This window comes from Microbispora corallina (assembly GCF_016863035.1).
GTDB lineage: Bacteria > Actinomycetota > Actinomycetes > Streptosporangiales > Streptosporangiaceae > Microbispora > Microbispora corallina.
Genome location: NZ_BOOC01000060.1, coordinates 1 through 13,862, shown reverse-complemented (window position 1 = coordinate 13,862; position 13,862 = coordinate 1). Strand labels below are relative to the sequence as shown.

Sequence of the window (13,862 nt, the reverse complement as noted above, 5' to 3'; positions counted from 1 at the left end):
ACTCTTTCCTCCGACGCAAGGGTTGCCACCGATGCGGAACGCCGGACTGGGAGGCTGGCCCGCCCGCCGGGCCCAGATGAGCCCGAACCGCACCGCGTTCGTCTTCGCGGATCGGTCGATCAGCTACGCGCAGGTGCACGAGCGGACGACGAGGCTCGCGTCCCGGCTGCGCGAGGCCGGGGTGCGGGGCGGAGACCGGGTCGCCTACCTCGGCCCGAACCACGTCGCCTTCGCCGAGACCATGTTCGCGACGCACGTGCTCGGCGCGATCTTCGTTCCGCTGAACTTCCGGCTGGCGGCGCCCGAGATCGCGTACATGCTGGAGGACTCGGGCGCCTCCGTCCTCATCTACGGCCCGGAGTGCGCCGCGGTCGTGCGCGGGCTGCCCGCCCTGCCGGGCCTGCGCCGGGTGGTGGCGCTGGAGTCGCCCGCGCCGGGGGAGCCGGAGTTCGAAAGCTGGCTGTCGCAGGGGGACCCCACGCCGATCGACGTCCCCGTGTCGCAGGACGACGTCGCCCTCATCCTCTACACCTCCGGCACCACCGGGCGTCCGAAGGGCGCCATGCTCAGCCACGCCAACCTGGTGTGGAACTGCGTCAACGTCATGATCGGCGTCGACGTGACGAGCACCGAGGTGACGCTGATCAGCGCGCCGCTCTTCCACGTCGCGGCGCTGAACCAGACGCTGCTGCCGACCTTCCTCAAGGGCGCCACCTCGGTGATCATGCCGTCCTGGGACGTCGACCTCTGTTACGACCTCATCGAGAAGCACCACGTGACCTGGATGTTCGGGGTCACCGCGATGTTCGCGGCGTTCGCCCGGTCGCCGCGGTGGGCCGGAGCCGACCTGTCCTCGCTGCGCACCCTGATGTCCGGCGGAGCGGCCGTCCCCGTCCTTCTCATCCGCACCTACCAGGAGCGGGGCCTGGTCTTCTGCCAGGGCTACGGGCTGACCGAGACCTCGCCGGGCGCGACGTTCCTGGAGGCGGGGGAGAGCGTGCGCAAGGTGGGCTCGGCCGGGGTGCCGGTGTTCTTCGCCAACGTGCGCGTCGTCCGGCCCGACCTCACCCCCGTGACCGCAGGCGAGCCGGGCGAGGTGCTGATCCAGGGACCGAACGTCACACCCGGCTACTGGCGCGATCCGGAGGCGACCGCCGCCGCGACGGCCGAGGGCGGCTGGTTCCGCTCCGGCGACATCGCCACCGTGGACGACGAGGGGCACCTCTACATCGTCGACCGCGTGAAGGACATGTACATCTCGGGCGGGGAGAACGTCTATCCCGCGGAGGTCGAGGGCGTGCTCTTCGAGCATCCGGCCGTGGCGGAGGTCGCCGTGGTGGGGGTGCCCGACCAGAAGTGGGGCGAGGTCGGCCGGGCCTTCGTCGTCCCCCGCGAGGGAGCCGCCCCCACCCCGGCCAATCTGCGGGAGTTCCTCAGCTCGCGGCTCGCGAAGTACAAGATCCCGGTCTACGTCGACATCGTCGGCGCCCTGCCGAGGACCGGCTCCGGCAAGATCCGCAAGTCGGACCTGCGCGGCCGGCCCCTGCCGGTCGCCGGGCCGGTCGCGGGGCCGGTCGCCGAATCCGTCGCCGAATCCGTCACCGAGTCCGTCACCGAGTCCGTCACCCCGGAGGAGTGATCGTGATCGTCACAGGTTTCGCGCGCGACCAGTGGTACGTGGCCGCCTACGGGCACGAGGTGGGCCGCCGGCAGCTCGGCCGCACCATCCTCGGCGAGCCGATCCTCCTCTACCGGACGGAGGACGGGCGGGCCGTGGCGATGGCCGACCGCTGCGTCCATCGCCGGTTCCCGCTGTCCGAGGCGCCCAGCCACCTCGTCGGCGACCAGGTGGTGTGCGGCTACCACGGCTTCACCTACGGCCCGGACGGCGTCTGCGTCGCCGTGCCCGCGCAGCGACGCGTCCCGCGCACCGCCCGGCTGCGGAGCTATCCCGTGGTGGAGCAGGACTCGTTCGTCTGGGTGTGGATCGGCGACCGGGATCCGGGCGACACGACGCCTCCGCGCGCCCCTTGGCTCGCCGCACCCGGCTACACGACGGTGTGCGGGATGGAGCCGCTGAACGCGCGGTACGGCCTGCTCGTCGACAACCTCCTGGACCTGTCGCACGAGACGTACCTGCACGGCGGGTACATCGGCACCCCTGAGGTGGCGGAGACGCCGATCACCACGGAGGTCCACGAGGAGGCGGGCGTCGTCTACGTCAGCCGGCACATGGACGACGCGGCCTGCCCGCCGTTCTACGCCGAGTCGACGGGGATCAGGGGCCGCATCACCCGCTGGCAGGACATCGAGTACCACCCGCCGTGCCTGTACCTGCTGCACAGCCGGGTCGCGCCGGTCGGGTCGCCCCCGCCGGCCGCCGACGGCGCCGATCGGCACGCCTTCCATGTCGAGGTGGTCTACGCGATCACCCCGTCGACGGAGGGCAGCACCTACGACTTCTGGGCGGTGGCCCGGGACTTCGCGCTGGACGACGAGAGGGTCTCCGACTTCCTGCGGGAGAGCAACCGCGCCGTCGTGCTGCAGGACGTGGCCGCGCTCAACACGTTGGAGAAGGTCCTCGCCGGCGAAGGCGAGCACTACCAGGAGCTGTCGGTGAACATCGACACCGGCGGCCTGGCCGCCCGGCGCATCCTCGCCCGGATGGCCGGCGAGAGCGCCGCACGGCCGCGAAGCGCCGCCCCGTGACGACCGGCGACCCCGGTACGGCCGGAGGCCGCGCCGTCTACCGCATCCACTGGGCGCCGGGCACCGACAACCTGCGCGCCGTGTGCTTCTGCGGCGCGGAGGAGGAGTTCGAGGACCCGGTGGCCCTGTGGGACTGGCTGCTCGGCCATCCCGAGGGCCACAACCCGCGCCCGGCGCCGGAGTCCGGCGCCCCGGTCCCCGCCGCCGCGCTCGTGTGAGAAGGGGCGCCGACCAGGAAAGAGACCACGACCAGCATGTGCCCCGCGGAACCGGAGCTCGACCTGAAGGTGGCGGGCAAGACGCCCATCGCCGACGGGGTCGTCCTCGTGCGGCTCGTCCGTCCCGGCGGGGGCCCGCTGCCCGCCTGGACGCCGGGCGCGCACGTCGACCTGGTGCTCGCGCCCGGCCTGGTCAGGCAGTACTCACTGTGCGGCGACCCCCGGGACGCCTCCGCCTTCCACGTGGCGGTGCTCCGGGAGCCCGGCGGGCGCGGAGGCTCCGCGTACGTGCACGACCGGCTCGCCGAGGGCGACACGGTACGGGTGCGGGGTCCCCGCAACCACTTCGCCCTCGCCGCCTCACCCCGCTACCTGTTCGTCGCCGGCGGCATCGGCATCACCCCGATCCTCCCCATGATCGAGGAGGCAGCCCGTCGCGGCGCGGACTGGCGGCTGGCGTACGGCGGCCGCACGCGGGCCTCGATGGCCTTCGCCGACCGGCTCGTCCGGGACCATCCGGACAGGGTCGAGCTCTGCCCGCAGGACCAGGCGGGCCTTCTCGACCTGGAGGCGCTGCTGGGCGTGCCGCGTCCGGAGACGCTCGTCTACTGCTGCGGACCCGGGCCGTTGCTGGCGGCCGTGGAAGAACGGTGCGCCTCCTGGCCGGAGGGCGCGCTGCGCGTCGAGCGTTTCACACCCGAGCCCCGGAACGGCGGCGAGCCCGCGGCGGCGTTCGAGGTGGAACTGGCGCTGACCGGGACGACGCTGACCGTGCCGCAGGACCGCTCGATCCTCGACGTGGCCGAGGAGGCGGGGGTCGCGGTGCTCTCCTCCTGCCGCGAGGGGACCTGCGGCACCTGCGAGACGACCGTGCTCGACGGCGTCCCCGACCACCGCGACGTCCTGCTGACCGAGCAGGAGCGCGCGGCCGGCGACGTGATGTTCATCTGCGTGTCCCGCGCCCGGTCGCCGCGTCTCGTCCTCGAGCTCTGAGGGGCTCGGACCGCCGCCGCTCCCGCTCTCGCCGGGCTCGCCGGTGAGGGGGCCGCGCGGTCACTCGCCGCCGGCGTCCCCGGACGGCGGCGACAGGCTCTCCTCGACCCCGAGCACGTGCAGGGCGGCGTGCAGGCGGGCCCGTTCCGCGTCCCGCGCCAGCAGGGCCCGGTACACGGCCCGGTGCTCCCGCAACGTGCGCTGCACGGCCTCAGGGTCGGTCATGCCGCGCCAGATCCGGGCCCGTACGGTCCGGCCGGACATGTTCTGGATGACGGCGGCGAGCACCGCGTTGCCGCAGTGGGAGACGATCAGCGAGTGGAAGTCCTGGTCGAGGGCGACCAGCTTGCCGTGGTCGACCGCGCTGTCCGCGGCCAGCCGCTCGGCCTCGTCGAGCAGGTCGCCCAGGACGGCCAGGTCGGCGTCGGGGATGCGGGCGGCCGCCAGCGCCGTCGCCTCCGGCTCCAGGATCCTGCGCACGTGCAGGAACTCCATGGCGCCGGCGTCCTGGTGGAGGTCGGCGACGAAGCTCATGCCGTCGAGCAGCAGCCCGGGGGAGAGGCTGGTGACGTAGGTGCCGTCGCCCTGCCTGGTCTGCAGGACCCGCATGGCGATCAGCGCGCGCACGGCCTCGCGCAGAGTGTTGCGGGCGACGCCGAGCTGCTCGGCCAGGTCCTTCTCGACGGGGAGCTTCTGACCCGGGCGCAGCTTCCCATCGATGATCATCTGCTTGATAGTGTCGACCGCGCTCTCGATGACGCCCACGTCAGCCTCCCCATCGCAGGCCATCAGGGTAGCGGTAGCCGGCGACGGAGCCGGCGTGCATGCGCGCGCCGTACCCGGGGGCCTCGGGCAGGCGGTAGCGGCCGCGCTCCACCCGTACGGGGTCGGTGAAGTGCTCGTGGAGATGGTCGACGTACTCCAGCACGCGTCCCTCCAGGCTGCCGCTCACGCACACGTAGTCGATGATCGACACGTGCTGCACCAGTTCGCACAGGCCCACGCCGCCGGCGTGGGGGCACACCGGAACGCCGAACTTGGCCGCCATCAGCAGGATCGGGACGATCTCGTTGACCGACGCCAGCCGGCAGGAGTCGACCTGGCAGAAGTCGATCGCCCCCGCCTGCAGGAGCTGCTTGAACATCACCCTGTTGTGGCAGTGCTCCCCGGTGGCGACCCCGACGGGGGCCACCGCCTTGCGGATGGCGGCGTGGCCCAGCACGTCGTCGGGGCTCGTCGGCTCCTCGATCCACAGCGGCTCGTACGGCGCCAGGCGGTTGACCCACGCGATCGCCTCCGGCACGTCCCACACCTGGTTGGCGTCGATCATCAGCGTCCGGTCGCCGATCTCCTCCCGGGCGATCGCCAGCCGCCGCATGTCGTCCTCGACGTCGGCGCCGACCTTGAGCTTGACGTGCGTCCAGCCGTCGGCGACCGCCTCCCGGCAGAGCCGGCGCAGCGTGTCGTCGTCGTACCCCAGCCAGCCGGGTGACGTCGTGTACGCCGGGTAGCCGTGCTCCGCCAGCACCGCGACGCGCTCCTCGCGCGTCGGCGCGAGCCGCGCGAGCATGTCGACCGCCTCGGCGGGCGTGAGCGCATCCGACAGATAGCGGAAGTCGCACGCCGCGACGAGGTCCTCCGGCGACATGTCCGCGACGAGACGCCACAGCGGCTTGCCCGCCCTGCGGGCGGCCAGGTCCCACGCGGCGTTCAGCACGGCCGCCGCGGCCAGGTGCACCACGCCCTTCTCCGGGCCCAGCCAGCGCATCTGGCTGTCGGACATGATCTCCCGGTAGAGGCCGCCGAGGTCCGCGGCGAGCTCGTCCACGTCCCGGCCGGCGAGCCGCGCCCCGATCTGCCGGGCGGCCGCCACGCACAGGTCGTTGCCGCGCCCGATCGTGAACGTCAGGCCGTACCCCGCCAGGTCGTCGTCGCCTGTCTCCAGCACGACGTACGCGGCGGAGTAGTCGCCGTCAGGGTTCATCGCGTCCGAGCCGTCACGCGTGGCGGAGGTCGGGAACCTGATGTCGATCACGTCCACCGAGGTGATCGTCGGCATGGAGGGCTCCAATTGATCCGATGAATATTGACTGAACAGTAGGGTGACCTGCGGCAGAGGTCAAGCATGAGGGGACATTTGGCACCAACTGCTTTACTTCAACCCGATGAATCTGCCAGGCTCGGCACGGCACATCTGTACGGCGGCCATGCGGGGGAGGCGACCGTGACGCGACCCGACGTCCTGGTCCGGCCGGCCGCGGCCACCGGCACACCGCTCCGGCACCCGGCACGAGAGGCCCTCGACGCACTGTGACCCGCATCGACGCGCACCATCACCTGTGGGACCTGTCCCGGCGTCCGCAGCCCTGGCTCGGCCCGGCCGAGATGGCGCCCATCCGCCGCGACTTCGCCCTCTCCGACTACTCCGCGGCCGCGGGCGAGGCGGACATCGGCGCCTCCGTGCTCGTCCAGGTCCTGCCCGACGCGGAGGAGACGCGGGAGTTCCTCGCGCTGGCGGCCCGGTCGGCGACTGTCGCCGGCGTCGTCGGCTGGGCCGACCTGACCCGGCCCGGCCTCGGCGGCGAACTCGCCGCGCTGGCCGCCTCGTCCGGTGGGAACCTGCTGCGCGGCGTCCGCCACCTGGTCCAGGGCGAGGCCGACCCCCGGTGGCTCGCCCGCGACGACGTCCGCGCGGGGCTGCGGCGGGTGGCGGCCGCCGGCCTCGTCTACGACCTGCTCGTGCTGCCCCACCAGCTGCCCGCCGCGATCGAGACCGTGCGGGCCGTGCCCGAGCTGAGCTTCGTCCTCGACCACCTGGCCAAGCCGCCCGTCGCGACCGGTGAGCTCGAACCCTGGGCCGGGCTGGTCCGCGAGCTCGCCGCGGAGCCGAACGTGACGGCCAAGCTCTCCGGCCTGATCACCGAAGCCGTCTGGGACCGATGGGACGCTGCGGCGCTGCGGCCGTACGTGGCCGTCGCGCTCGAGGCGTTCGGGCCGGGGCGTCTCATGTTCGGCTCCGACTGGCCGGTCTGCCTGCTGGCCGGCTCACTGCCCGCCTGGGCCGAGACCGCGGGGGAGCTGCTCACGGACGCCGGCCTGACCTCGGCCGAGCGGGACGCGGTCTTCGGCGGCACCGCGGAACGGGTGTACCGGCTGGAGCTGTGAGGGCCGGCAGGCCCGCCGGAGGAGCTCCCGGACCGGCCGGCCCCCACGGTGTCATCGCTCAGCCCGAGGCGGCACCGGCCGGCATCGCGGTGACATCGCTCCCGGCCGCGTCGCGAATGAGTGTGAAACTTACATCTCGCTCGGCCGCCGCCTCCGCATGACTCCGCGAAGCGGCCGGACGTCCTCACGAGGTGGTCCCCGGGGAGAGCGGACAGCCGCCTCCCCTCGGCCCTGCCATCGTCAGCAGGAGGTATGCGATCCGAGCGGTGCGGGGGGTGACCGGAGAGGGCGGACACCGGCGGGTGCACCAGTCCACTGCGAGCCGGAGAGGCCGCACAGGACGCGGGGCCCGGTGTGATGAATCCGAAACTTCTGTCTTGACGGGCCGTCGCGGTCCACAGGTAATTGGTACCTATACCTCCCAGAGGTGATCTCCCTCCTCTTCGGCTGTCCGGCGTCGGGTCCGAGAGATGTGAGCGCTAACACCCCTGGTGGGGCCCGTGTCGTCATCGTCGCTCAGCCGCCGTCACCTGTTCCTCCCACGGGTGGCCCCGGCACGCCGGAGCGGCGGCGCAGAAGGGATGAGCCCATGAGTCCGCCTGGTCACGCGGCACGTCGCAGGCGCCTGTCGCCCCTGTTCAGGCTGCTGGCGGTGGTCGCGCTCGCCGCGAGTCTCCCGACCGTCGCCTCGAGTCCGGCCCACGCGTCCACGAGTCAGTTCAGGGGCGTCAACTGGGCCGACGCGAGGGACAACTTCGTCAACGGCGTGCTCTACGTGTCCGGGCTCGGCCCGTCCGACACCTACTCCTCGGCGGCCACGGTCGCGGACCGGGTGGTCGGCCAGCTGTACTCGATCACCGGCGCCAACACGGTGCGGATGCCCATCAACGAGCCGACCGTCTCCGGATACTGGGGGACGTACACCGGGGCGATCGACACCGCGCTCGGCAAGGGCAAGGTCATGCTCGCCTACTGGGCGTACGGCGGCGGCAAGCCGGCCAACATGACCGCGTTCTACCAGATGTGGGACAAGGTCGTCGCGAAGTACGGGAGCAACCCGAACGCCTACTTCGAGGTCATCAACGAGCCGTACGGCTACGGCACCGCCGACCTCACCGCCATGTACAACGCCTGGCTGGCGAGGTACCCGAGCGTGCCGCGCGACCGGGTGATCCTCGACGGCGCCGGCCTCGCCACGAACGTCGCCGCGGTCGGCGGCGACAGCCGTCTGAACGGCACGCTGCTCGCGGTGCACGACTACACGATGTTCGTCACCCCGCCCTACGACGACGAGACCACCTGGGCCAACCACCTCGCCGGCTTCGTCGGGGCGTACGCCGACCGGACCGTCGCCACCGAGTGGGGCGGGCCGATGGGCCCCGGCAGCAAGTACGACATCCAGTGGGACACCATCGACTACAGCGTGCCGAGCGGGTCGTACTTCGCCGACTACATCCGCGGGATCAGCGGCAAGCTGCGCAGCCTCGGCATGGGCAGCGTCTACTGGCCCGGCCTGCGCGACAACGACTGGTACAGCCTGACCAGGAAGAGCGGCAGCGGCGCCGGCATCACTCTGTCGACGGTGAACCCCTCGGGGGTGACCCGGCTGCAGTACGCCTGGGGCGTGGGCACCGGTGGCGGCGCCTACGTCCGGATCCGCAACGCGAGCACCGGCCTGTACGTCGACGGCGGGGGCGGCACCGCCAACGGGTCGGCCGCCGCCCAGGCGGGTGACACCACCAGCCAGAACGAGCAGTGGATCGTCGAGACCTCGGGCACCTACGTCCGCATCAGGAACCGCGCCACCGGCCTCTATCTGGACGGCATGGGGCGTACGGCCAACGGCTCCGCCGTGGGCCAGTACGCCGACAGCGGCAGCGCGAACCAGCAGTGGTCGGTCGTGACCAGCGCCAACAACGTACGGATCAGGAACCGCGCCACCGGCCTCTACCTGGACGGCATGGGCCGCACCGGCGGCGGCTCGGGTCTGGGCCAGTACGGCGACAGCGGCAGCACCAACCAGCAGTGGAAGATCGTCGCGGCGGGCTGACACGACTCCTCCCCGCCGCCGCGTGGCCGGCGGCGGGGTGTCACGCCGACGACGCCGGCTGGACGCGTGGTGCGCGTCCAGCCGGCGCCGCGGCTCAGGGGCGGAGCCCGCCCGTCACGCGTGGCCGGTCAGCTCCGGGTCCACTTCTGGCTGGTCGTGCCGGTGCAGGACCACAGCTGCACCTTCGTGCCGTTGGCGGTGCCGAAGTTGCTCGCCTCCATGCACTTGCCCGACTGCACGCCGGTGACGGTGCCGTCGGCGTTGACGTTCCACTGCTGGTTGGTCTGGCCGTTGCAGTCCCAGATGATCACCTGGGTGCCGTTCGCGGTTCCCTGGCCGTTGGCGTCCAGGCACTTGGTCCCGTACACCTGGAGCTGCTTGGACGAGGTGTACGTCCACTGCTGGTTGGCCTGGCCGTTGCAGTCCCACAGCTGGAGCTGGAGGCCGTTGGTGGTGCTCGCGTTCGGGACGTCCAGGCACCGGTTCGCGTTGACGTTGCGCAGAGCCGACGTCGACGCCGACGGAGTGGGGGTCGGTGAAGGGGTACCGCCGGAGGGGGGCAGGACGGTGATGGTGTAGGTGTCGTCGATCGCGGTGTGCGGCAGGTTGACGGTCGTGGCGTTGCCGGACAGGGTCACGGTCGTGTCCTGGACGGTGACCGGTCCCTGGACGGCGCCGCCGTTGTTGTAGGGGATGCGCTCGACGAGCACGCGGACCTGGTTGTTCTGCACGACGCCGCTGGTGGTGTCCAGGCGCTGCAGGTTGACGGCGACGTTGCCGGTGGTGGTGCCGCCGCCGACGAGGACCTTGGCGTTCCCGGTCGCCTTGGTGGCGAACGCGTCGTAGTTGGAGCTGGGGGTGACCGAGGCGATCTGCCCGGTCTGGGAGCCGTAGAAGCGGTAGACCCACCACTCGCCCTTGGGCTGGTAGTTGCCCGACGAGTCGTGGACGAGAAGGCTGGCCAGGTCGTTGTGCAGGTTGCCCCCGCTGGCCCAGTTGGCCCGCAGGCCGTCGGCGCCGGCCCGCTCCAGCCGGGCGATGTACCACGCGCCGTCGGCCGGGTTCTGCTCGTTGGACGCCCCGTACTCGTTGATCTGGTACGGCCGGGGGTGCGCGATCCCGCGCGAGTCGAGCGTGGTGTTGGCGGTGGCCACGTTGCTCACCGGGTCGCCCGGCAGGGAGTGCCAGCTGACGATGTCGGGGACCACGTTGTTGGCCTTGACGTAGTCGAGGTACTGGGTCCACCAACCGCTGGTCGAGGGCACGCCGGCGAGGCTGGGGCCGACGATCAGATGGGAGGGGAAGGCGGACCGGATGCGCTGGTAGGCGCGGTGCCACATCTCGAAGTACTGCGACTGCGGGCGGTTCCAGAACAGGGTGATGTTGGGCTCGTTCCAGATGTCCCACATCACCGGGGCGCCGCTCGCCTGCACGTCGTTGATGAGGCGGGTGAGGAAGTTGTCGTAGTCGGTCCAGTCGCCGTTGTCGCCGGGGAAGCGGGAGATCGGGTAGCCGTCGGCGCCCCACAGGTCGTGGACCAGCAGGACGAACTGGCCGCCCAGTGAGCGGGTGCGCAGGAGCTGGGCGCGGGTGGCGTTCCACCTGCGGTCGTACTTGCCCGACACCCATCCGCCGGGGCTGTCGAGCTGGGCGCCGCCGGCGCGCATGTACCGGTACTTCACGTCCGTGAAGAAGTGGTCGGGGGGGTTGGCGGCGTTCTCGGTCATGCCGTAGATCCACCCGGACGCCCGGTAGGTCGGGGCCGAGCCCGCGACGGAGAAGTTGACGCTGATGGACTGGTCGGCGGCCTGCGCCGGCCCGGCCGCGACGACGGATGCGGCGGCCAGCGCGCACGCGGACAGCAGGGCGGCCAGGACGCGCCGGCGTCTGCGCCGTCTCATGGGTGTGACGTCCACTCGTGACTCCTTGCACTGGTGGTTGGGGGGATCGCAGGACGGGCCGGAGGTCCGTCCTGGGGCTTGTGGCGCCGTCCCGGCCGGCGGCGGCGTGACCGGCTGCCGGGCACTGCGGGACCTGCGGGGTGGGCGGGTGCCGGAGAGCCGCCACCCGGGCGTGGTGTCCGAAGGCGGGGGCACGCGTGGGCCCGTCGCCGGCGGCCCTCAGCGGAGGCCGGGCTCTCTCCACCCGGCGCGGGGCGCCGGCCCCGCCGGCGCGGACGTCCCGGGGCGGGGCGAGGTGCGCGCGTGCCGCGGTCCGCCGGCTTCCGCGGGGCCGGCCCACCTCCCGGTGAGCGCGTACGGCCCGGTGCCGCGTGACACCCCGGCTCGGCGGGGGATCTCGCCGATGTTCATCTCGCACTCCTCGCGAATGGGTTCGGGTGCCGCTTCCCCCGCCTGAGCGGCCCGCTCGCCGGAAGGCTCACCGGCATTTCGAGATGGTGTCGAATCGGTTCGCACGAAGCCTAGATCTCTCCCTCGGGAGATGTCAATGGCGGATGTCGCGGACGTCAACGGCGTGTGTCGTCGCCGTCCGGAAACCGCGCGGCGCGCACGGAAAGACACGGTGTGGCGGGCCGCAGCGGAGGGAGAGGTGCCGGGGTGAGGCGACCGACTGTTGGAGTCGAACCGATTCTCCAACAGGGCGGAAACCGCCCTCACCGGCACCCGTCGGAGGTGCGTGCCGGGGCCACGGCCCCGGCACGCACTCGTCCGCTCAGGGGCTGGTGCAGGTGGCGGTGGGGGTCGCCGCCGAGCCGTTGGCGGTGAAGCCGAAAGTGGTGGAGGAGCCGGCCCCGAGGGAACCGTTGTAGGAGGCGTTGCGGACCGTCGCGGCGGAGCCGGACCCGCTCTGCGTGCCGCTCCACAGGCTGCTGATGGTCTGCCCGCCCGGCCAGGTCCACGTCACGGTCCAGCCGTCGATCGGCGAGCTGCCCGCGCGGACCGTCACCGTCGACTGGAAGCCGCCCGGCCAGGTGTTGGTCGTCTCGATGGTCGCCGAGCACGCGCCGGTCACCGGTGGGGTCGGCGACGGGGACGGCGTCGGGGACGGTGTCGGGCTCGGGGTCGGCGTCGGAGTGGGTGTCGGTGTCGGGGTCGGGGTGGGGGTGGGCGTCGGGCTGGGGGAGGGAGTGGATCCGCCGCCGGTGATCCGGTAGGTGACCAGGGACCGCGCCGGCACGGTGGCGGTGAACGTCCCGCCGGACAGCGCGATGCTCGGCTGGGCGGCGATGTTGCTGCCGCCGTTGGTCAGGTACGGCGTGACCGTGCCGGTGGTCGTCCCGGTGCCGCTGAGGGTGTAGCCGGTGGAGATGGCGCTGCCGGCGGTGTTGAGGACCACGACCACGACCGAGCCGTCGCTGTTGCGGTAGGCGCTGACCTTGAGGTTGCCGTCGCCGGTGGTGGCCCCGATCCGGACGGCGCCGGGGCGGATGAACCGGCTGTACTGGGCGAGTGCGTAGTAGCGCTTCGACGGGGTCAGCGTCGAGCCGCTCAGCCCGACCAGGGAGCTGTCATGGCTGGTGCTGCTGATGCCCCACCAGTACAGGAACGCGTTCAGGTTGGCGCCGGTCATGCCGTTGTGGATGTTCTGCGCCCAGGTGATCCCGGACGCCTCGCCGGTGCTGTCCCAGACGTTGGTCCACGTGTTGCCGTTGATCGACCATTCGGACTCCCACAGGTGGCGGCTGCCCGTGCCGACGGGCGAGGTGGGCGCACCGGAGTAGCCGTGGCTGGTGAACAGCCCGACCGCGGAGTCGGCGGCGGAGTTGGCCGTGACCGCGTTGACGTAGCTGGGCAGCTGGTTGAAGCCGAGGGTGTCGCAGCACGCGACCTTCGTGGGCAGGCCGGACGCCCTCATGGCCGGGCCGAAGACCGACAGGAAGCTGGTGGCCTGTGACGTGTTCACCAGCATGCTCGAGTAGCTCGTGGTGAGCGTGGGCTCGTTGACGAAGCCGACGGCGTAGGGGGTGACCCCGGCCTGCGACCAGTACTTGGCGTGCTGCACGAGGTAGTTCGCGTAGGCCTGCCGCCAGTCGCCGCTGCCGCACGAGGCGCCCGGGGTGCCGCACAGCGAGCCGCCGTTCGACTCGCTGCCGTTGGTCTTCATGAAGCCAGGCGCGCTCCACGCGTCGTTGTAGAAGGTCGTGACGCCGTAGGTCTTGGCCTGCTTGGCCAGCCACAGCTGCCCCTGGTCCTGGGCGTCGTCGCCCTTCCACACGTACGTGGGTGTCGCCGACGGGCTGGACGGGGCCTTGGGCTCGATGGAGCCGGAGTCGGAGGGGATGAGGCTGCGCAGGATGCTGAACCCGGCGCCGCTGGTCGTGCTGAACAGCAGGTCCAGCGCCTGCTGCCGGGCCGAGCCGCCGAGGTTGCGGATCGAGTTGGCCTGGCCGAACGCCTCGGAGACGCCGAAGCCGTCGATGGTCTGGTAGGTCGTGCCGCCGTTCACGGCGACGGCGGACGCGGCGTTCGCGGGCCCCTGAGGGATCAGCACGAGCGAAGCGGCGCCGAGGAGTCCGGCGACTCCTGCGGCGATCCGGCCGCGCCGTCTCCGGCGGGTTGATGTGGACACGGATTCCTCCTTTGTGGCCGTCCGGACGGGCATCCGCGCGGACGGCGTCGCCGCCGGTCGCGTGAGCCGGCAGGACGGGGGTGGGCCGCCTCCGCATGCGCTCGGAGGCGGCCCTGTCTCTGGTTCGGGGTGATCTCCCCGGGTCTACCGGTAGCCGGCCGCGACGATGTTGGCCTGCACCGCGCTCTCGGTGGCGT

The 13,862-nt window shown here is 72.0% G+C and carries 10 protein-coding genes; 6 read left to right on the top strand and 4 right to left on the bottom strand.

Features of this window, described 5'->3' with window-relative positions; all coding sequences use genetic code 11:
- Positions 1-31: 31 nt before the first annotated feature.
- Genes Mco01_RS36930 through Mco01_RS36915 form a run of 4 tightly spaced genes read left to right on the top strand, consistent with a single transcriptional unit; the run spans position 32 to position 3,920 of the window.
- Positions 32-1,639 (top strand): acyl-CoA synthetase, encoded by a 1,608-nt coding sequence (locus Mco01_RS36930; protein WP_204061468.1) that lies wholly within the window; start codon positions 32-34, stop codon positions 1,637-1,639.
- A gap of 2 nt (positions 1,640-1,641) precedes the next feature.
- A complete protein-coding gene (locus Mco01_RS36925; RefSeq protein WP_204061467.1) occupies positions 1,642-2,709 on the top strand; it encodes a Rieske 2Fe-2S domain-containing protein in 1,068 nt (355 codons plus the stop codon).
- Positions 2,706-2,927 carry a hypothetical protein gene (locus Mco01_RS36920; protein ID WP_204061466.1) on the top strand — a complete coding sequence of 74 codons (222 nt, stop codon included), beginning with the start codon at positions 2,706-2,708 and terminating at the stop codon, positions 2,925-2,927. The genes Mco01_RS36925 and Mco01_RS36920 overlap by 4 nt, the downstream gene beginning before the upstream one ends.
- Before the next feature lie 36 nt (positions 2,928-2,963).
- Positions 2,964-3,920: a PDR/VanB family oxidoreductase gene (locus tag Mco01_RS36915; RefSeq protein ID WP_204061465.1), complete on the top strand. Its 957-nt coding sequence runs from the start codon at positions 2,964-2,966 to the stop codon at positions 3,918-3,920.
- A 60-nt stretch (positions 3,921-3,980) separates the two neighbouring features.
- Here the strand turns inward: Mco01_RS36915 and Mco01_RS36910 are convergent, their stop codons facing one another.
- Together Mco01_RS36910 and Mco01_RS36905 are read right to left on the bottom strand one after the other, a co-directional pair.
- Positions 3,981-4,685 (bottom strand): FadR/GntR family transcriptional regulator, encoded by a 705-nt coding sequence (locus tag Mco01_RS36910; protein ID WP_204061464.1) that lies wholly within the window; start codon positions 4,683-4,685, stop codon positions 3,981-3,983.
- Position 4,686: 1 nt separating this feature from the next.
- Positions 4,687-5,979 (bottom strand): L-fuconate dehydratase, encoded by a 1,293-nt coding sequence (locus Mco01_RS36905; RefSeq protein ID WP_204061463.1) that lies wholly within the window; start codon positions 5,977-5,979, stop codon positions 4,687-4,689.
- Between the two features lie 251 nt (positions 5,980-6,230).
- On the opposite strand from Mco01_RS36905, the gene Mco01_RS36900 reads away from it, so the two are divergent.
- Both Mco01_RS36900 and Mco01_RS36895 read left to right on the top strand, forming a co-directional pair.
- A complete protein-coding gene (locus tag Mco01_RS36900) occupies positions 6,231-7,085 on the top strand; it encodes an amidohydrolase family protein (protein ID WP_204061462.1) in 855 nt (284 codons plus the stop codon).
- 589 nt (positions 7,086-7,674) lie between these two features.
- Complete coding sequence (locus Mco01_RS36895; RefSeq protein ID WP_204061461.1) at positions 7,675-9,135, top strand: RICIN domain-containing protein; 1,461 nt, start codon at positions 7,675-7,677, stop codon at positions 9,133-9,135.
- Positions 9,136-9,263: 128 nt separating this feature from the next.
- Here Mco01_RS36895 and Mco01_RS36890 read toward each other — a convergent pair whose 3' ends face one another.
- Together Mco01_RS36890 and Mco01_RS36885 are read right to left on the bottom strand one after the other, a co-directional pair.
- Entirely contained in the window at positions 9,264-11,051 is a 1,788-nt protein-coding gene (locus Mco01_RS36890; RefSeq protein WP_204061460.1) for an RICIN domain-containing protein, read from the bottom strand.
- Positions 11,052-11,808: 757 nt separating this feature from the next.
- Positions 11,809-13,665: a cellulose binding domain-containing protein gene (locus Mco01_RS36885; protein WP_204061459.1), complete on the bottom strand. Its 1,857-nt coding sequence runs from the start codon at positions 13,663-13,665 to the stop codon at positions 11,809-11,811.
- Positions 13,666-13,862: the final 197 nt, after the last annotated feature.

Bases quoted from the DNA above. Each gene is read 5' to 3' on its own strand.
- Mco01_RS36930 (WP_204061468.1), top strand. From the start codon at position 32: ATGCGGAACGCCGGACTGGGAGGCTGGCCCGCCCGCCGGGCCCAGATG.
- Mco01_RS36915 (WP_204061465.1), top strand. From the start codon at position 2,964: ATGTGCCCCGCGGAACCGGAGCTCGACCTGAAGGTGGCGGGCAAGACG.
- Mco01_RS36905 (WP_204061463.1), bottom strand. From the start codon at position 5,979: ATGCCGACGATCACCTCGGTGGACGTGATCGACATCAGGTTCCCGACC.
- Mco01_RS36895 (WP_204061461.1), top strand. From the start codon at position 7,675: ATGAGTCCGCCTGGTCACGCGGCACGTCGCAGGCGCCTGTCGCCCCTG.